Source organism: Chromobacterium sp. LK1 (assembly GCF_001043555.1).
GTDB lineage: Bacteria > Pseudomonadota > Gammaproteobacteria > Burkholderiales > Chromobacteriaceae > Chromobacterium > Chromobacterium aquaticum.
On the sequence record NZ_LDUI01000029.1, the window covers coordinates 59789 to 78818 of the forward strand.

The 19030-nt window shown below is 65.6% G+C and carries 16 protein-coding genes; 7 read left to right on the plus strand and 9 right to left on the minus strand.

Annotated features, from left to right (window positions below; all coding sequences use genetic code 11):
* Positions 1-138: 138 nt before the first annotated feature.
* The 3 genes from VI26_RS12905 to VI26_RS12915 form a co-directional block, all read right to left on the minus strand.
* Positions 139-645, minus strand: coding sequence for a GNAT family N-acetyltransferase (locus VI26_RS12905; RefSeq protein WP_048410153.1), 507 nt, complete (start codon positions 643-645; stop codon positions 139-141).
* 66 nt (positions 646-711) lie between these two features.
* On the minus strand, positions 712-969 hold the full coding sequence (locus tag VI26_RS12910; protein WP_048410154.1) for a YjhX family toxin: 258 nt from the start codon (positions 967-969) through the stop codon (positions 712-714).
* Positions 970-1157: 188 nt separating this feature from the next.
* On the minus strand, positions 1158-1754 hold the full coding sequence (locus tag VI26_RS12915; protein ID WP_048410184.1) for a GNAT family N-acetyltransferase: 597 nt from the start codon (positions 1752-1754) through the stop codon (positions 1158-1160).
* Between the two features lie 526 nt (positions 1755-2280).
* Between VI26_RS12915 and VI26_RS12920 the strand changes: the two genes are divergently transcribed.
* Both VI26_RS12920 and VI26_RS12925 read left to right on the plus strand, forming a co-directional pair.
* Positions 2281-3903: a YadA family autotransporter adhesin gene (locus VI26_RS12920; protein WP_197081457.1), complete on the plus strand. Its 1623-nt coding sequence runs from the start codon at positions 2281-2283 to the stop codon at positions 3901-3903.
* A 43-nt stretch (positions 3904-3946) separates the two neighbouring features.
* Positions 3947-4381: an outer membrane protein assembly factor BamE gene (locus VI26_RS12925; protein WP_197081458.1), complete on the plus strand. Its 435-nt coding sequence runs from the start codon at positions 3947-3949 to the stop codon at positions 4379-4381.
* 125 nt (positions 4382-4506) lie between these two features.
* Here the strand turns inward: VI26_RS12925 and katG are convergent, their stop codons facing one another.
* On the minus strand, positions 4507-6717 hold the full coding sequence (katG, locus tag VI26_RS12930) for a catalase/peroxidase HPI (RefSeq protein ID WP_048410156.1): 2211 nt from the start codon (positions 6715-6717) through the stop codon (positions 4507-4509).
* Between the two features lie 191 nt (positions 6718-6908).
* Positions 6909-7334, minus strand: a complete 426-nt coding sequence (locus tag VI26_RS12935; protein WP_048410157.1) for an Lrp/AsnC family transcriptional regulator — start codon at positions 7332-7334, stop codon at positions 6909-6911.
* A gap of 156 nt (positions 7335-7490) precedes the next feature.
* Between VI26_RS12935 and VI26_RS12940 the strand changes: the two genes are divergently transcribed.
* Entirely contained in the window at positions 7491-9092 is a 1602-nt protein-coding gene (locus VI26_RS12940; protein ID WP_048410158.1) for an NAD(P)/FAD-dependent oxidoreductase, read from the plus strand.
* A gap of 90 nt (positions 9093-9182) precedes the next feature.
* Here VI26_RS12940 and VI26_RS12945 read toward each other — a convergent pair whose 3' ends face one another.
* A complete protein-coding gene (locus VI26_RS12945) occupies positions 9183-11222 on the minus strand; it encodes a TonB-dependent receptor (RefSeq protein WP_053074404.1) in 2040 nt (679 codons plus the stop codon).
* Positions 11223-11459: 237 nt separating this feature from the next.
* Here VI26_RS12945 and fes point away from each other — a divergent pair, with 237 nt between their 5' ends.
* The gene (fes, locus tag VI26_RS12950) at positions 11460-12800 is read left to right on the plus strand and encodes an enterochelin esterase (protein WP_048410159.1); all 1341 of its coding nucleotides are present in this window, start codon (positions 11460-11462) and stop codon (positions 12798-12800) included.
* A 56-nt stretch (positions 12801-12856) separates the two neighbouring features.
* Positions 12857-13210, plus strand: a complete 354-nt coding sequence (locus VI26_RS12955; RefSeq protein ID WP_156183868.1) for a hypothetical protein — start codon at positions 12857-12859, stop codon at positions 13208-13210.
* A gap of 72 nt (positions 13211-13282) precedes the next feature.
* Here the strand turns inward: VI26_RS12955 and VI26_RS12960 are convergent, their stop codons facing one another.
* From VI26_RS12960 to fepD, 3 genes are read right to left on the minus strand one after another with little or no spacing between them, the layout of a single operon-like run.
* On the minus strand, positions 13283-14116 hold the full coding sequence (locus VI26_RS12960) for an ABC transporter ATP-binding protein (protein WP_082151047.1): 834 nt from the start codon (positions 14114-14116) through the stop codon (positions 13283-13285).
* Positions 14113-15156 (minus strand): iron-enterobactin ABC transporter permease, encoded by a 1044-nt coding sequence (gene fepG, locus VI26_RS12965; protein ID WP_048410161.1) that lies wholly within the window; start codon positions 15154-15156, stop codon positions 14113-14115. Before fepG ends, VI26_RS12960 begins: the two co-directional genes overlap by 4 nt.
* The gene (fepD, locus tag VI26_RS12970) at positions 15153-16187 is read right to left on the minus strand and encodes a Fe(3+)-siderophore ABC transporter permease (protein ID WP_048410188.1); all 1035 of its coding nucleotides are present in this window, start codon (positions 16185-16187) and stop codon (positions 15153-15155) included. Before fepD ends, fepG begins: the two co-directional genes overlap by 4 nt.
* A gap of 133 nt (positions 16188-16320) precedes the next feature.
* Here fepD and entS point away from each other — a divergent pair, with 133 nt between their 5' ends.
* On the plus strand, positions 16321-17595 hold the full coding sequence (gene entS / locus VI26_RS12975) for an enterobactin transporter EntS (RefSeq protein WP_048410162.1): 1275 nt from the start codon (positions 16321-16323) through the stop codon (positions 17593-17595).
* A 950-nt stretch (positions 17596-18545) separates the two neighbouring features.
* On the plus strand, positions 18546-18983 hold the full coding sequence (locus VI26_RS12980; RefSeq protein ID WP_048410163.1) for a hypothetical protein: 438 nt from the start codon (positions 18546-18548) through the stop codon (positions 18981-18983).
* Positions 18984-19030 lie beyond the last annotated feature (47 nt).

Consider the following 19030-nt stretch of genomic DNA (forward strand, 5'->3'; position numbering starts at 1 on the left):
CGTTTACGATCTCGCGAGCAAGAGCGAGACAAGGCGAAAACGAGCGAAAAAGCGGAATGTACAAGCGGTACATGAGCATTCTGAAGCCGTACTCACCGTGTAACGCTCCACGACGCGCAGCAGATCGTAAACAGCTTCTCAGGCGTTGGCCTTGAACGCCGGGTGATAGCTGACCTCGCCGCCGGGCAAGAGCGCAGTGAAACTTTGCGCCATGAAGTACTCCGCCGGCACGCCCGGCAGGGTCAGGCCCGGCTGGGCCTGGAAGCCGAAGCGCGCGTAGTAGCCGGGGCTGCCCAGTACCACGCAACCTTGTGAGCCCAGCTCGCGCAGCGCGGTCAGCGCTTGTTTCATCAGCAGGCTGCCTATGCCCTGGCCCTGCCGTTGCGGGTGCACGGATACCGGGCCGATGCCGTGCCAGCCGGCGGCGCCGGAGGAGATGAGCACCGGCGAGGCGGCGATGTGCCCCAGCAGCCGCTCGCCTTCCAGCGCGACGATGGACAGTGTGAGCTGGCCGCTGCGGCGCAGCGCGTTGACGATGAATTGCTCGGTATGGCTGGAGTGCTCTTCGGCGAGGAAGGCGGCGCGGGTCAGTTCGAAGATGGCGTCGATGTCGCGGCTCTGTTCGTTTCTCAGCATCAGTTTCATTGTGTTTTCCTTGCGCACGCCGGCGCGGCCGCCGCTCTGGAGCAATCGGCCGCGCGGCGGCGGTGTTCATTGGTTATCGAGTTGGCCGCGCACGGCGCGCAGGCCGGCCTTGTTGATCAGATAGGGCTGGCCGTTCTTGGAGCTGATCAGGCGTTTGGTCCTGAGTTTCTGAAACACGGTGAGGGTGCAGTCGGACAGCAGATACCCTTCGCGGGTATAGCATTCAACGGTGGCGATACGACCGGCGTCGTCGCGCAGCTGCGCGATGCGGCCGCCTTTGGCCAGGACGTGCAAAGTCCTTTGCTCCGGCTTGGAGATATTCATATTGGATGATCATTCGGCAATCAAATGCAAAACAGGCAGCCGCCGCGATGCGGGCGCTACCAGCTAATGAACATTTTGATAACGGCCAGCCGGAAAACCGGGCTGCGTTATCGGATTGCTGCAATCTCCAACATGCAAAGCCTTGTGCGAGGATAAAGAAGGGCGCTCGGAAACGAGCGGTCCTTATTTTAATGGGATAGCTGAATCAAATCAATGCTCTGCCCGGAAAGCGCCAGCTCCATCTGCCAGTCAAACGGTTCCAGCGCCAGTTGCGGCGCATGCAGCCAGCGGGCCGGCACGCAGCCGCAAGCCTCGTAGAAGGCGACGGTTTCCACGGCGGAGTGCGAGGAGATATAGAGCGCGTCCGCGCCCAGTTCGCGGCCGGCCGCGGCGCTGGCGGCCAGCAGCGCGCGCCCCAGGCCCTGGCCGCGCCAACGACGATCCACCTGCAGTTCCTTTAGTTGCCGGTAGCCGCCGTCCGGACCCAGCGCTTGCGGGTCTATGGCGGCGAAGCCGGCCAGGATGCCATCGATTTCCACCGCCAATACCGCGCCGTCGGCGGCGATACGCGCCAATTCCCGCGCCAGCTCGCGTCGCTCCGCTGATGACCAGTCGTCGATGAAGGGCTCGGCCACGCTGCGTTTGCCGGCGGCGCTGGCGCGGTAAACCAACTGGACATCCTGGCGGCGCTGGAAGGCATCCAGCCAGCCGGCGGAGATGTCGCGCGGACTCAGCCTATGGATGGGCCAAGGCGGCGTGAGTGGCGGATGGCCTGGAGGAGGCATGGACATGGCCTTATTGGGTCAAGAAAGCATCGGATTATCTCAAAACAGCGCGGCGGCTGCGTGATCTCGCCGCCATTTCTTGCGTGGTGGCGACAGAACTTTATTTGATTTTCATTATCATTCACTGCGATTGATAGCTAAAACGAATCAATCAATTCATTTATTTCAATTTTCACAAGTTCTAACAAGGTGTTAGGATTCACAAAAAATCAAGGACATAGCACAACGAACCGCGCCGAAGAAGAGCATGCAAGCCTGTTTCTTCTCGAGCGCGGTTTGTCGTAAGCGGAATGCCCAAATGCAGAGACAAGCCAGCGCCGTCGGTATAGCCGCGTCGCGCCCCTGGACCGAACCGCGGCCGGCGATGGGCTCCAAGCCTGAAGCCGGTGGCGGGCTTGCCTGCAGAGACTTGCCTTAAGTGAATTCCATCAATTTGAAGAATGTGGTCTGTGAAATGATTAATAAAGTATCCGTAGCAAAGCGTCTGCTCGCACCTTCTTTCGCGCTGAGCGCATTGAGCCTGGCCGTGGCCTGTTCCTGGGCCGTGCCGGCCAATGCCGACGCGATTTCCAGCGTCGGCACGAATAATGTCTATGGCGCCGGCGCGGTGGACCCGGCAGTGGCGACCAATAGCAATAACACCATCTATGGCGTGGGTGCCGGCAGCAATATGAACGGCACCAATAACTCGGCCTTTGGCGCTACCGCCGGGGTGAATGTGACCGGGGGCTACAATACCTCGATCGGCCAGAACGCCGGCACCAATGTGACGGGCAACAACAACGCCTTCATGGGCAATGACTCTGGCTACAACGTGACCGGCGACGCCAACGTCGGCAACGGCATCAACACCATCCGCAATGTCACCGGCACCGGCAACACCGGCAGCGGCGCCAACTCCGGCCAGGATATCAAGGGCGATTTCAACACCGGCCTGGGCGACAACTCCAACCGCAATGTCACCGGCAACTACAACACCAGCAGCGGCACCTTCTCCGGCTGGAACATCAATGGCAACAACAATACCGCCAACGGCGCGTACGCCGGCAGCAATGTCACGGGTGACAACAATGCCGCGGTGGGCAACTACGCCGGTCGCGGCGTGACCGGCAACGGCAACTTCGCCGCCGGCAATCAGGCCGGCCAGAATGTGTCCGGCAGCAATAATGTGGCTATCGGCAACAACGCCGGCTCCAACACCAATGCCAGCAATACGGTGGCGGTGGGCAACAATGCCTCCGCCAACGCCAACAATGCGCTGGCGCTGGGCAGCAATGCCAAGGCCAACAATGCCAACGACGTGGCCCTGGGCGCCAATAGCCAGACCGCGGCGGCCAATCCCACCGCCAGCGGCGTGGTGAACGGCGTGACTTACAACTATGCCGGCGCGGCGCCTTCCAGCGTGGTGAGCGTGGGCAGCGTGGGCAATGAGCGGCAGATCAGCAATGTCGCCGCCGGCCGGGTGAGTGCCAGCAGCACCGACGCGGTGAACGGCAGCCAGCTGAATGCGACCAATCAGGCGGTGCAGAGCCTGAACACCAAGGTGAACAATGTCGGGAGCGGCACCGCCGCGGCCTTGGGCGGCGGCTCCAGCTACAACGCCCAGACCGGCGAAGTGAGCCAGCCTAGCTACAAGGTTTACGGCAACACCGTGAACAATGTCGGCGATGCGATCGACCATTTGCAGCGAAACAGCCCGATGCAATATTCCGATTCCACCGGCCGGACGACGACGAACAACGCCGGCAACGACGTGACCCTGGTGGGCGGGGACAGCAGCCGGCCGGTGACCATCCACAATGTGGAAGCGGGCGTGCAGGGCACGGACGCGGTGAACGTGAACCAGCTGAATGCGGCCAACTTCAATAATCAGCAGCAGATCAGCCAACTCCGCTCCGATCTGTCCGATACGCGCCGCGATGCGCTGGGCGCCGCGGCCGGCGCGATGGCCATGGCCGGCCTGCCGCAGGCCTTCCTGCCCGGCAAGAGCATGCTGGCGGTGGCCACGGCGACCACCGGCGGCGAATCCGCCCTCGCGGTGGGCGTGTCCGCGCTGTCCGACAACGGCCGCTGGGTGGTGAAATTCTCCGGTTCTGCCAATACCCGCGGTCAGGGCGGCGCCAGCATCGGCGCTGGCTTCCAGTGGTAAGCGGCAAGCAAGATCAATCAGCTGATATTGAATGACATATATGATGAAAAAATCGGTATTTGGCGGCACTTTCCGCTATCTGTTGCTGGCTGCGGCCGGCGCGGCCCTGGTGGGTTGCGGCACCAGCCGCCTGAGCAAGATCAATGACGACGGCCATCTGGCCGAACAGGCGAGCCCGGTATGGCCCAGCATTGAAAACAATCGCTGGCAGCCGGAAGGCAGCGTGCCCAACCTCGCCAATCTGGCCCAGGTGAAGCCAGGCCTGAGCAAGGAACAGGTTTACGGCTTGATCGGCCGTCCGCACTTCGCCGAAGGCATGATCGATGTGCGCGAGTGGGATTATGTGCTGAACCTGACCGCCAAGGGCGGCGAGCAAACCCAGGTTTGCCAGTATAAGCTGCTGTTCGACAAGCGGATGAAGCTGGCTTCGGTGATCTGGCGGCAAGAAGCCTGCGCCGAGATCGTCACCGGAGCTTGATCCGGCGTCGGAACCATGCAACGAACCGCCTTGATCGGCGGTTCGTTTTTTTATGCGCGCGCCGCGGCGGCGCAAAAAAACACGCGGCCCAAGGGCCGCGTGTTGCTTGCGGGGGTGAGCCGCGCTTATTTCAGATCGAAGCGGTCCAGATTCATCACCTTGTTCCAGGCGGCGACGAAGTCGCGGACAAACTTTTGCTGCCCGCCGTTTTGGGCGTAGACCTCGACCAGCGCCCGCAGCTGCGAGTTGGAGCCGAACACCAGGTCCACGCGGCTGCCGGTCCATTTGAGCGCGCCGGTCTTGCGATCGCGGCCCTCGTACAACTCATTGGCGGCGGAAGTCGGCTGCCAGGCCACGCCCATATCGAGCAGATTGACGAAGAAGTCATTGCTCAGCACGCCCGGCCGGCTGGTGAACACCCCGTGCGGCGCCTTGTCGACATTGGCGCCCAGCACGCGCAGGCCGCCCACCAACACCGTCATTTCCGGCGCGCTCAGCGTCAGCAGCTGCGCCTTGTCCACCAGCAGCGCCTCCGCCGGCATCGAGAAAGCCTGCTGCTGATAGTTGCGGAAGCCGTCCGCCTGGGGCTCCAGCACGCAGAACGACTCCACATCGGTCTGCTCCTGGCTGGCGTCGGTGCGGCCCGGCGCGAACGGCACGCTGATGTTGACGCCGCCGGCCTTGGCGGCGGCTTCCACCGCCGCGCCGCCGGCCAGCACGATCAGGTCGGCCAGCGACACTTGCTTGCCGCCGCTCTGCGCGGCGTTGAAATCGCGGCGGATGGCTTCCAGCGCGTCCAGCACGCGGGCCAGCTGCGCCGGCTGGTTCACCGCCCAGTCCTTTTGCGGCGCCAGGCGGATGCGGGCGCCATTGGCGCCGCCGCGCTTGTCGGAACCGCGGAAGGTGGAGGCGGAAGCCCAGGCGGTGGACACCAGTTCGCTGACGGACAGGCCGGAGGCCAGCACCTTGGCCTTGAGCGCGGCGATGTCCGCCTCGTTGATCTGCGGCTGACAGGCGGCCGGCAGCGGATCTTGCCAGATCAAGTCCTCGGCCGGCACTTCCGGCCCCAGGTACAGCGTTTTGGGACCCATGTCGCGGTGGGTCAGCTTGAACCAGGCGCGGGCGAAGGCGTCGGCGAAGGCGGCCGGGTCCTGATGGAAGCGGCGGGCGATCGGCTCGTAAATCGGGTCGAAGCGCAGCGACAGATCGGCGGTGGTCATCATCGGCGGGTGTTTCTTCGCCGGGTTGTGAGCGTCCGGGATCAGGTGTTCCGGCTTGACGTCCTTGGCCACCCATTGATGGGCGCCGGCCGGGCTCTTGGTCAGTTCCCAGTCGTAGCCGAACAGCATGTCGAAATAGCCGTTGTCCCATTGCGTCGGGTTGGGCTTCCACGCGCCCTCGATGCCGCTGGTGGTGGTGTATTCGCCCTTGCCGTCGCCGAAGCGGTTGATCCAGCCCAGGCCTTGCGCTTCCAGCGGCGCGGCTTCCGGCTCCGGACCCACCAATGCCGGATCGCCGGCGCCGTGGGCCTTGCCGAAGGTGTGGCCGCCGGCCACCAGCGCCACGGTTTCTTCATCGTTCATCGCCATGCGGGCGAAGGTCTCGCGCACGTCGCGGCCGGAGGCCAGCGGGTCCGGATTGCCGTCCGGGCCTTCCGGGTTCACATAGATCAGGCCCATCTGCACCGCGGCCAGCGGATTGTCCAGCTGGCGGTCGCCGGAGTAGCGGCTGTTGGCTTCGGTGCTGGTGGCCAGCCATTTGGTTTCCGCGCCCCAGTAGACGTCCTCTTCCGGCTGCCAGATATCCTTGCGGCCGCCGCCGAAGCCGAAGGTCTTGAAGCCCATGGATTCCAGCGCCACGTTGCCGGCCAGGATCATCAGGTCGGCCCAGGAAATCTGCTTGCCGTATTTTTGCTTGATCGGCCACAGCAGACGGCGCGCCTTGTCCAGGTTGCCGTTGTCCGGCCAGCTGTTGAGCGGGGCGAAACGCTGGTTGCCGGTGCTGGCGCCGCCGCGGCCGTCGGCGGTGCGGTAGGTGCCGGCATCGTGCCAGGCCATGCGGATGAACAGGCCGCCGTAGTGGCCCCAGTCCGCCGGCCACCAGTCCTGGGAGGTGGTCATCAGCGCCTTGAGGTCGTTTTTCAGCGCGGGGTAGTCAAGCTGTTGGAAGGCTGCGGCGTAATCGAAATCCGGATCCAGCGGGATGGACGCGGGCGCGTGCTGATGCAGGATGTTGAGGTTGAGCTGGTTGGGCCACCAGTCGCGGTTGGATCGGGCATTCACTACGGCCGGGTTGCCGGCGGTTTGATGGAACGGGCACTTGGACGGGCTACTCATGACAGACTCCTTTGGTCAATGTGTTCAAGGACTTGTTGCGATCAGCTTAGTGAAGCTTGCGGTGGGAAGCCATTGAGCAATTTCAATGGCGGCAATGGCCAATATCAATCAATCATGTTCTAACGATAGTTAGTAGCTTATTTAGCGGCCTTAGTTCCCCGCACTGGGCCGGCAGGGTTGTCGCTCAGCGCTCAACGGTCTATCCGCGTGGTCATCAGGATGGCGGTGCTGGTGCGTTCCACTCCGTCCAGCGCGCCGATGCGGTCCACCAGCCCATCCAGTTCAGCCATGCCGGCGGCTTCCACCGCGGCGATGAAATCGTGGACGCCGCTGACCGAATGCAGGGTGCGCACCTGAGGCAGCCGGCGCAGCGCGCTTTCTATCGCCTGGCTCAGCCGCGGCGCGGCGACGATCATCACCAGCGCGCGCACCTGGGCTGTGCTGTGGACGGCGCCGGTGCGCACGCTATAGCCCAGGATCACGCCGCCGCGTTCCAGCCGCTCGATGCGGCTTTGCACCGTGGTGCGGGACAGGCTCAGCCGGCGCGCCAGTTCGGCGGTGGGGGCGCGGGCGTTTTCGCGCAGCAGCGCGAGCAATTGCTGGTCGATGGCGTCCATGGCGGCTCCATGCGGGGTGGGCGGTTTGGCGCTGTGCCGGACTTTTCGTCAATGCGATCAATAATATCCGACAGTTCGTCGTTCTGCGCGCTGCAATTGGCCGGACTTGATCCGAGAATGGGACTTCCCCAGGAAACGAGAACGAGGAGCGGCGAGATGAGGGATGCGATCATCGTGGGAGGCGGCCATAACGGCCTGGTATGCGCCCATTACCTGGCGCGGGCCGGGCTGAAGGTGACGGTGCTGGAACGGCGCGGCGTGGTGGGCGGCGCGGCGGTGACCGAGGAATTCCATCCCGGCTTCCGCAACTCGGTGGCCGCCTACACGGTGTCGCTGCTCAATCCCAGGGTGAGCCGCGACATGGAGCTGGCGCGTCACGGCTTGAAAGTGGTGGAGCGGCCCTTGTCCAACTTCCTGCCGCTGGACGACGGCGGCTATCTGAAAGTGGGGCCGGGCCGCACCGCCGCCGAAGTGGCGCGTTTCTCGCGCCGCGACGCCGAGCGGCTGGACGATTACGCGCGGCATCTGGACGCCGCCGCCGAACTGCTGCGCGAACTGGTGTTGCAAACCCCGCCCAACGCGGTGGAGGGCGGCTGGCTGAACGCGCTGCCGGAGCTGTTCAAGGCCGGCCGGCTGGGACGGCGGCTGGGCCGGCTGGAACTGGCGCAGCAACGCGAACTGCTGGACCTGTTCACCAAGTCCGCCGGCGATTATCTGGACGGCTGGTTCGACAGCGATCCGATCAAGGCGGTCTACGGCTTCGACAGCGTGGTGGGCAACTACGCCAGCCCGTACGCGCCGGGTTCGGCCTATGTGCTGCTGCATCATGTGTTCGGCGAGGTCAACGGCCGCAAGGGCGCGTGGGGCCACGCGCTGGGCGGCATGGGCGCCATCACCCAGGCCATGGCCCGCTCGGCGCGCGAGCGCGGCGCGGAGATCCGCACCGACAGCGCGGTGCGCGAGGTGCTGCTGGACAAGGGCCGCGCGGTGGGCGTGGTGACCGAGCGCGGCGAACGGCTGGACGCGCGGGTGGTGGTGTCCAATCTCAATCCGCGGCTGCTTTACACCCGCTTGCTGGACCCGGCGGCGCTGCCGGCGGATTTTCTGCGTCGGATGCAGGGCTGGCGCTGCGGCTCCGGCACTTTCCGCATGAATGTGGCGCTGTCCGAGCTGCCGGATTTCAGCTGCCTGCCGGGCAAGGCGCAGGCCGAGCATCACGGCAGCGGCATCATCATCGCGCCCAGCCTGGCTTATATGGAGCGCGCCTATCACGACGCGCGCGAGCGCGGCTGGTCCGGCCGGCCCATCGTGGAAGTGCTGATTCCGTCCACATTGGACCCGTCCCTGGCGCCGCCGGGCCAGCATGTGGCCAGCCTGTTCTGCCAGCACGTGGCGCCGCAGCTGCCGGACGGAGCCTGCTGGGACGATCACCGCGAGGAAGTGGCGGATCTGATGATAGATACCGTCAGCCGCTACGCGCCCAACTTCAAGGCCGCGGTGCTGGGGCGGCAGATCATGAGCCCGCTGGACCTGGAGCGCACCTTCGGCCTGGTGGGCGGCGACATCTTCCACGGCGCGCTGGGCCTGGACCAATTGTTCTCGGCGCGGCCCATGCTGGGCCACGCCGATTACCGCGGTCCCATTCCCGGCCTCTATCTGTGCGGCGCCGGCGCCCATCCCGGCGGCGGCGTCACCGGCGCGCCGGGCCACAACGCGGCGCGCGAGGTGTTGCGCGATTTGCGGCGCCGCATGGCGTGAGCCGCTTGTTCAAAGGCTAGCGGAGCGCGGCGGGCGAAAAAAATGCCCGCGGCGCGAGGCCGGCGGGCACAAAGGGCAAAAGCCGGGATATCAGTAGAAGCGGTAATCCACGCTGAGGCCCACGGTGCGCGGCGCGCCGATCACGCCAACCAGGTAATTGCCGCGCACATTGACCTGGGAATACAGCACGCCCTGGTTGCTCAGATTGTTGACGTAGCCGCGCACCGTCCAGCGCGCGCTTTCATAGCCGGCGTTGAGGTTGGCCACGGTGTAATCGCCGGCGGCGCCGCTGGGGCTGTTGCTGATGTCGGAGTAATAGCGGCCCACCCGGTTCAGGCTGCCGCCGACGAACAGGCCGTGATCCAGCCGCTGCTTGAAGCCCAGGTTCACCGTCAGGTGCGGCGCGTAATTGAATTGATTGCCCTGGATGCCGGGATTGGCCGCGTCGCTGGCGGTCACCTTGGTGTCCAGCAGGCCCAGGCCGGCGCTCAGCGTCAGCCGCGGCGTGACCCGCGCCTTGGCTTCCAGCTCCAGGCCGTAGCTCTCGCCCTTGGGGATATTGGTGAAGCGCGAGCCCAGGATGGCCTGGTAGCCGGTGTACTGGTTGAAGAAGGCGTTGGCGTTGAGGTCCAGGCGCTGGTCCAGCAAGCTTGAGCGGCTGCTGGCCTCGTAGGCGGTGACCTCCTCCTTGTCATAGGTGTAGTACTGGTCGCTATTGTCCAGGCCGGAGCCGCCGGCGTTATAGCCCTTGCGCACCGAGAAGCCCAGCGTGGTGTCCGGGCTGTATTTGTAACTGAGCCCGGCCTTGGGCAGGAACAGGGTTTCGGCGATGTCGTAGGCGGCCTGTTTCTGGCCGGCCAGGCCCGGTTGCAGCGTGGTGTTGCGGCGCTGCCGCTCGCGCTCCACGCGGCTGCCCAGATTGAGGCTCCACTTGTCGTTCAGGACCAGCGTGGCCTCGCCGTAGATGGCCTGGGTTTTCAGTTTGTCCTTGGCCGCCACGCTGGTCTGGGCGTCCATGTCCTGGTCGCGGTCGTAGTAATACACGCCCATCACGCCGCTGAGCCGGCCGCTTTGCGGCGCATAGTTCAGCCGCGCCTCGGCGGTATTGCTCTTCTCGTCCAGCCGCATGCGGAAATCGCTGCTGTCGACGAAGGCGCTGACATTGTCGGCGTGACCCAGCAGCAACTGGGCGCTCCAGGCGTCGTTGAGCTGGTATTGCAGATCGGTGCTGACGGTGTTGTTGAAGGAGTCCTGATAGCGCGCCTTGATCCATTTGCGGCTATTGGCGTAGTCGAAATAATTGCCGTCCACATAGTTCAGGTATTCGCCCTTGTTCTTGCGGTGCGCCACCGTCAGCTTGGCGCTGAAGCCGGGCAGCGCGCTGGGCTTCCACAGCAGCTTGCCGCGCGCGCTGCTGTGCTTGAGCTCGGACGGGTCCCACGGCGTGCTGCCGGGATAGCTGATATAGCTGTGGCCGCTCAGGCCCTCGGCGGCGACGCGGAAGGCCAGCTCGTCGGTGATCGGGCCGGACACCATGCCGGCCAGCGTGCTCTTGCCGGCCTTGTTCTCGTAGCCGGCGCGCAGCGCGCCTTCCCAGTCGAAGCTGGGGTCCTTGGTATTGACCACGATGGCGCCGGCCAGGGTGTTGCGGCCCTGGGTGGTGGACTGCGGGCCGCGCAGCACCTCGACCTGTTCCACGTCCCAGGGGCTGACGTCCACATAGCGCTGACCGTTCCAGCTCTCCGACATGCCGTCCACCGTGGTGCTGACCCGCGGGCGCGAACCGGAGACCAGGGTGTTGTAGCCGGTACCGGGGCCGGTGCCTTCCACCCCGCGGATATTGATGATGCCGGCGCCGTTATGGGTGGCGTTGGGGGTGGCGGCCACACTGTCGTACACCGAATTTTCGCCGCCCTTGTCCATGTCGCGGATCACCGTCACCGCGGTGCTGGTGTCCTTCAGCGAGCGTTTGAGTTTTTCCCCGGTGACGGTGACCGTGGGCAGCGTGGCCTGTTGGTCCTGCTGCGAGCTTGGGGGCGCCGCCAGCGCCGCGTGCGAGAGGGTCAAGCCGCCGAGGCCGGCCAGGGCTAGCCGGGTGGCCGCGGCCAAGGGTTTGTGCGGGTGTTCCATCGTGTTGCGATTCCTTGTTTTTGTGCGATAGCGAGATCGGCGCGCTCGGGGTCCGGCGGCGTCGTCTGGCTAGCGAGGAATCGTTGGCTACTGCGGCGAGGGGAAGCGAAGAGCGCAGCGGACCCGTGGCGGGTCGTTGCGATCACCAGGACCGGATGATAATATTTCTCATTCGCATTATGCAAACACGATGCAAGATATTCCACCGCACAGCGGTGGAAACCGCCGGGGAGCCGCATGTCGAACAGGAAAGAAAACACGTGGAATCAACAAGCTGCGCGGAGTGCGGCATGGCTGCAACACCCTGAGGCCGGCCAGCCGGCCTGGTGGGCGCGGCTGGCCGCGGCCGGCGCGCCGCTGACCGAGCGGCTGCCGGATGGCGAGATCTGCGTCACCTTCCTCTGGCGCGATCCCCACGGTGGCGCAGCGGCCTCGCCGCTGGTGCAGGTCTACGCCGACGTCAACTCCGTCACCGACCACCACCGGCCGCAGCCGCAATCGCTGGCGCGGCTGGGCGACACCGACATCTGGTGGTGGCAGGCCACGCTGCCGGCCAACTGGCGCGGCAGTTACACCTATATCCCGGTCAGCGCCGCGCAGACCCCGCCGCGGCCGGACGCCGATGCGCGCGCCAGCCGGCTGCGCCACCGCGAATGGTGGCTGGACATCATGAGCCGGGCGGCGCCGGACCCGCTCAACCCGCGCGCCGGCTATGTCAGCAGCTGGGGCGCGCCCTTGTCCGCGCTGCATCTGGAGGCGGCGCCGGAGCAGTCCGCCTGGCAAGCCTGGGACCAGGGCCGCCAGGGCGCGGACCCGGCGCGGCTGACGCGAATCCACTGGGACAGCGCGCGGCTGGGCAAGAAACGCCGGATCTGGATTTATCAGACCGGCGCGCTGCCGGAGGGCGAACGCGGTGAGCGGCCGCTGGCCATTCTGCTGGACGGCCAGTACTGGGCCGAACGCATGCCGGTGTTCGCCGCGCTGGACGAAGACACCCGGCGCGGCAGGCTGCCGCCGGCGGTGTATCTATTGGTGGATGTCATCGACAGCCGGCATCGCGAGCAGGACCTGCCCTGCAATGCCGACTTCTGGCTGGCCTTGCAGCAAGAACTGCTGCCGCAAGTGGAGCGGCTGGCCCCGTTCAGCGCGCGGCCGGAACGCACCGTGGTGGCGGGCCAGAGCTATGGCGGCCTGGCGGCGATGTTCGCCGGCCTGCGCTGGCCGCGGCGCTTCGGCTGCGTGCTCAGCCAGTCCGGCTCCTTCTGGTGGCCTTACGTGGAACTGCACGAACGCGCGCGCGCCGTCAGCGAACGGCGCTTGCCCGGCAGCCGCGGCCGGCTGACCGAACAACTGGAGGCCGGCGAATTGCCGCCGGGACGGCTGCGGGTCTATCAGGAAGTGGGCCGCCGCGAAGAAGTGATGCTGGACGTCAACGCCAGCCAGCGCGCGGCCTTGGAGCACGCCGGCCATTGCGTGCGCTACCAGGAGTTCGAGGGCGGCCACGACTGGCTGTGCTGGCGCGGCGGCCTGCTGGACGGACTGGCCTGGCTGTGGGAGGACGGGAGTAGGGAGGGGTAATCCGTGCCCTATGCCGGCTGACTCCCGGCATAATGCCGATTTTTGGGGCGATGAAGATGAAAAAGCTACTGGCTTTATGCTTGGCGGGTGTCTTGGCGTTGCCGGCCTGGGCCGCGAACCCGCAGCCGCCAAAAACCGTGCCGATCAAGCAAGGCATGGCATACGCCAAAGCGAGGAAGTTCATCTTAAAAGCCGGCTGGGAGCCCATTCATGCCGTGAACGGTGAGGCGTGCGGCTACGGTGAAAAAATTTGCAAGAAATTCCCGGAGATAGAAAGCTGCTCGGCGGATGGCTATTGCAAAATGTTCTTCAAGAACGAGTGGGACATGATGCTGGTACTCATCACTCTTGGCGACATGGATGCTAAGGGAGAGAATGCCCAGATCGAAAGCTGGTCGCTTAAAAAGTAAGCCGACCTAAATAAGATTGCGCAAAGCGCTGGCCTGCCCGGCGCTTTGCGCATTCTGATCTCGGCGCGGGTCTCACCCCCCGCGCGGAATCACCATCGGCGTATGGCTGACCGGATCGTCGATGATCAGGCAGCGCAGGCCGAACACCTGCTCGATCAAGTCCGCGCTGACGATGTCGCGCGGCGCGCCCTCGGCCACGATGCGGCCGTCGCGCATCGCGATCAAATGGCTGGCGTAGCGACAGGCATGGTTGATGTCGTGCAACACCGCCACCAGGGTGCGGCCGCCGTCGCGGTTCAAGCGGCGGAACAACTCCAGCAGCTCGATCTGATGCGCGATGTCCAGATAAGTGGTCGGCTCGTCCAGCAGCAGCAGCGGCGTTTGCTGCGCCAGCGCCATTGCCACCCACACCCGTTGACGCTGTCCGCCGGACAGCTCGTCCACCAGCCGGTCCGCCAGCGCGTCGGTGCCGGTGGCCGCCAGCGCATGGCGCACCGCCTCCTCGTCCTGCCGGCTCCATTGCCGCAACAGGCTCTGATGCGGATAGCGGCCACGCGCCACCAGATCCGTCACCGTGATGCCGTCCGGCGCCACCGCGCTTTGCGGCAGCAGGCCCAGCTGTTGCGCCACCGTCTTGGCCGGATAGCCGTGGATGTCGCGGCCGTCCAGGCACACCTGGCCGGCCTGCGGTTTCAACAGCCGGCTCAGGCTGCGCAGCAAGGTGGACTTGCCGCAGCCATTGGGGCCGATGATCACGCTGAAGGAACCGTTGGGGATGTTCACGTCCAGCTGTTCGCAAATCGTGCGTTGGCGGTAGCCCAGCCGCAGGCGATCGCCGCGCAGCCGCGGCGGCTCCGTCGCCTGGGAGGCCGGCGCGGCATAGAGTTTCAAGCTCAGGGAAGTCACGGTTTTCGGGCTCCGGTTTGGCGCAGCAACAGCCACAGCAGATACAGGCCGCCAATGCAGATGGTGACGACGCCCACCGGCAGCTGGCGAGGATAGAACAGCTGCTGGGCGCCGTAGTCCGCGGCCAGCAGCAGCAAGGCGCCGGTCCAGGCCGCGGTCAGCGGGCTGGTGGCCTGGGTGCGCTGCAGCCGCTGCGCGATCTGCGGCGCGGCCAGCGCGATGAAGGAAATCGGCCCGGCCGCGGCGGTGGCGGAAGCGATCAGCGCCACCCCCAGCCCCATCAGCCACAGCCGAGTGCGTTCCGCCGGCACGCCCAGCGCGCTGGCGCAATCGTCGCCCATCTCCAGCAGCCGCATGCGCCGCTGCAGCGTCAGCGCCGCCAGCATCGCCAGCAGGCAGCACAGCGCGGAGGGCAGGCCCTTGTTCCAGGTCATGCCGTTGAGCGTGCCCGCGCCCCAGGTGGCCGCGCCCATCGCCGCCTCCAGGCTGGCGTTGATCAGCAGCCAATGGTTGAGCGCGCTCAGCATGGCGCTGACGGCGATGCCGACGATGATCAGGCGGAAACCGTGCGCGCCTTGTCGCCAGGCCAGCAGATAGACCAGGGCCGCGGCCAGCAGGCCGCCGGCCAATGCGCCGCCGGCGATCTGGAAATGGCTGCCGTTGAACAAGGTAATCACCACCAGCGCGCCGGTATAGGCGCCGGTATTGAAGCCCACCACGTCCGGGCTGCCCAGCGGGTTGCGGATCAAGGACTGGAAAATCGCCCCGCTCATGCCCAGCGCCGCGCCCACCACCAGCGCCATCAGCACCCGTGGCAGCCGCCATTGCTGCACCACCGCCACCTCCAGCTGGCCGCCCTGGCCTTGCAAGGCCTGCCATAACTGCTCCAGGCTCAGCGGCAAGGCGCCGGCGCGCAAACTCATCGCCGCCAGCGCCGCGCAGGCGGCGGCCAGCAGCAGGCCGGTCCACAGCCCGCCCAGCGCCATCCGGCCATTGCAAGCGCCATCCGGATCCCCCCACCGCCACACCGCCGGCTTCATGCCCGGCCTCCGGGCGCGGCGTGACGACGCGCCAGCCAGATCAGGGCCGGCGCGCCGATGAAGGCGGTGACGATGGACACTCGCAATTCGCCCGGCGTCAGCAGCCGGCCGACGATGTCCGAGCCCAGCAGCAGCATCGGCGCCAGCAACAGGGTGAAGGGCAGCGTCCAGCGCAGATCGGCGCCGCCCAGCCAGCGGGCGAGGTGAGGAATCATCAGGCCGACGAAGGCGATGGGCCCGGCGACGGCGGTGCTGCCGCCGCACAGCAGGGTGATGGCCAGCACCACGCCGGCCTGGATCAGCAGCGGCCGGCCGCCCAGGCTCACCGCCAGGTCGCTGCCCATGCCCAGGGTGTTCAAGGGTCGCGCCAGCAACAGCGCCAGCAGCATGCCGGCGATCATCACCGGCGCCGTCAGCGCCAGCGGCGTCATGCTGCGCACGTCCAGGGTGCCGGCGTTCCAATAACGCAGCTGATTGAAGGCCAATGGGTCCAGCAGGGTGATGGCGGTGGACAAGCCCATCAGCACCGCGCTGACGGCGGCGCCGGCCAGCACGAAGCGCAGCGGGTCCATGCGCCGACCGCGCGCGCCCACCGTGCACACCAGCAAGGTGGCGCCCAGCGCTCCGGCGGCGGCGCAGCCCAGATAGCCCAGCTGGCTGTCCACGCCCCAGACCGCCACGCCCAGCACCATGGCGAAGCTGGCGCCGGCGTTGACGCCCAGCACGCCGGGGTCCGCCAGCGGATTGCGCGACAGCGCCTGGATCAGCGCGCCGGACAGGCCCAGCGCCGCGCCGGCCAGCAGGCCCAGCAGGGTGCGCGGCAAGCGGCCTTGCAGCACGATCACGCTGTCCGGATCGCCGCCGCCGTGCAGCAGGCTGCGCCAGACCACGGCGGCGGGAATCGGTTTGGCGCCCAGCATCAGGCTGAGCAGGACAATGAGAGCCAGCGCGGCCAGGCAGCACAGCAGCAGGGTCAGGCGGCGGCTGGCCGCCGAGGGCGCGGGCCGAGCCGCGGCGAGGCTGATTGACATGATCAAATGCAAATGATTCCTAATACAGACTGCTGATGTTACCATGCGGCATCCATAACGGCACACCCTCTTGCCGGCCGCGCCAACGCATGCCGCGCGGCCTCCACCCCTGTCGAGATCAAAACAACCCGTCATGAAAAAGTCGCCCATCTTCGTCGATTTCAGCCTGCTCAGGCTCAATCCGCATTTCCGCTCCATCTTCATCGCCCGCATGATCTCGGTGTTCGCCTTCGGCATCCTGATGGTGGCGGTGCCGGTGCAAATCCATCAGCTCACCGGCTCCACGCTGCAAGTGGGCGCGGCGATGGCGCTGGACGGCATCGGCATGTTCGCCGGCCTGATGTGCGGCGGCGTGCTGGCGGACCGCATGGACCGCCGCCGGCTGATCCTGCTGGGCCGCTCGCTGTGCGGTCTGGGCTTTCTGGCGCTGGCGCTCAACGGTTTCATGACCAACCCCTCGGTGCTGGCGCTCTATGTGGTGTCGGCCTGGGACGGTTTTTTCAGCGGCATCGGCATCACCTCGCTGATGGCGTCGATTCCGGTGCTGGTCGGCCGTGAAAACCTGCCTGCCGCCGGCGCGCTGAGCATGCTGACCATGCGCATTGGCGGCGTGCTGTCGCCCTTGCTGGGCGGCCTGATCATCGCCGCCGTCGGGGTCAACTGGAACTATCTGCTGGCCGGCGTCGGCACCCTGGCCACCCTGATCCCGCTGACGCGCTTGCCGTCCTTGAAGCCGCAGGGCGGGGAGCCGGCGCATCCGCTGCGTTCCTTGCTGGAGGGTTTCCAGTTCCTGTGGCAGAACAAGGTGGTGGGCGCGGTGGTGGCGGTGGGCACGTTGCAAACCCTGCTTAGCGCGGTGCGGGTGCTGTATCCCTCGCTGGCGGAGGACGGTTACGGCGGCGGCGCTTTCGAGGTGGGCCTGATGTATTCGGCGGTGCCGCTGGGCGCGATGATAGGCGCGTTCACCAGCGGCTGGGTGGGCGGTTTGAGCCGCCCCGGCGCGGTGATGTTGAGCTGCGTGCTGGCTTCGTCGCTGAGCATCGCGTCCTTGGGCCTGGTTCATCATCTGGCTTACGGCCTGCTGGCCTTGGCCTTGCTGGGTTATTTCGGTTCGATCGCGTCCTTGTTGCAGTTCACCCTGGTGCAGGGCAATACGCCGGACCATTTGCTGGGCCGGGTGAACAGCCTGTGGAACGCGCAGGATGTGGTGGGCGACGGTCTGGGCGCTTTGGGGCTGGGCGCGTTGGCGCGGGCCTTGGCGCCGTTGACGGCGGTGGCTTGGTTCGGCGCGGCGGCCGCGGCGGCCAGTCTGGCGATGTGCGGGGCTTTTGGGTCTTTGCGGCGTTTGGCCGGCGGCGCGGCTGCGGAGGCGGCCGGGGAGCCGGCGCGGCAGGGGGCGGGGTCCTAGTTTCTAGGGTTTGTGGACGCTGATGTGCTTGCAGGGCGGAAACCTCGGTTGGGGTTTTCGCCCTTTTTGCATTTGTTGTGGGGGCGGGGGCTTCCTTCCGGAACCGGTTAGGAGAGGTAAGCCATCTGTAGGTGAAATGAGGGTTTTGAATCCGCTGCGCGGATGATGATTTTGATTGCCGGGGCTGCCCGGCAGGCAGGAAGGGGAATTTGCTCGGCCAAATTCCCCTTCACCCCAAAGGCCGCCCTGCAAGCCTGGCCTACGGCTTCCCGCCGGGTCCCGTCAGGCCCGAGGCGCGGCTGAACTCGCAGCGCGCTAACGTCGCGCTGCTCGAACAAGCAGCCGCTTAAGACCTCGGGCCTGCCACCCGTCGGCAGGCTTGAAGGGACCAGGGGCGCGTCGGATACATGCTTTCTTTTAGGGAGCTAGGCTTATCCACAGACAAGAGCAATGGATCCAAGTTATCCACAGAAATGCCCCGCTTCGCTAAACCACCCCTCTTAATTCAAAAAAGACCACCTCGTGTAGCGCCCGGGTGTCCCCTCGCGACGCTACGCTTGCCTCGCTCGATTAGCGCGGAAAGCGGCACCAAAATCATCATCCGCGCAGCGGATTCACAACCAGATCACTCAACAAGTCAGCCACGCTCAAGCAAAGCAACCACCCCACCTTGACCCCAAGCGCCCCCTCGGCAACAATCCCCCCGTTGCCGCCCACACGCGGCACACGGGATTGGCGTCCCGTTACTTAACTATCGATTTGCTTGCGCGGAGCACTGCGCAAGCAGTTTTTCTATGCCTACGCACTCTTGGCAGGTGCGTGGTGGGGGAGTGCTATGCACTCGCCGGTTTGATAGTTAAGTCCGGTACGCCAATCCTGCCACGCGCCTGCCTAATACCTCAGCTTCTCCCGGCAGGTGGTTTATCTTGTGTCACAGCAGGAGAAACACCATGCAACAAACTCACCCCTTCCCCCGCCGACGCCGCTACAAACTGCCGGCTCCCGAGCTACAAGACACCCTGCTCCCCTTCGTCAGCTATCTGCCAGAACGCAGTTACCCGCATTACTGGCAAATGCCGGCCCCCAATGACGACTTTGCCGCCAATGCTGCCTATGGCCGCGAATGCGCCGGCCATTTGTTGCAATGGCTGAAGGACAACCAGCCCTATGCCGGAGGCGGCTTGCTCAGCCGCATCGCCCGCGACATCGACTTTGACGACATCGATGGCCGTGGCTACTGGATAGGCTTCTTCAATCTGCTGGAGCACGCGTTGCTGCTGAGCGCGCTGCACCTCAAGGTCTTCCCTTACGTCGACCACTATCACCGCACACATGAGGGCAGGATTTGGCGCAGACAGTTGGAAGAGCGTTTTGGCCGCAAGCGCTAGGTAAAAGAAAAAGGCGGAAGCCCTCCAGGGGACTTCCGCCTTGTCGC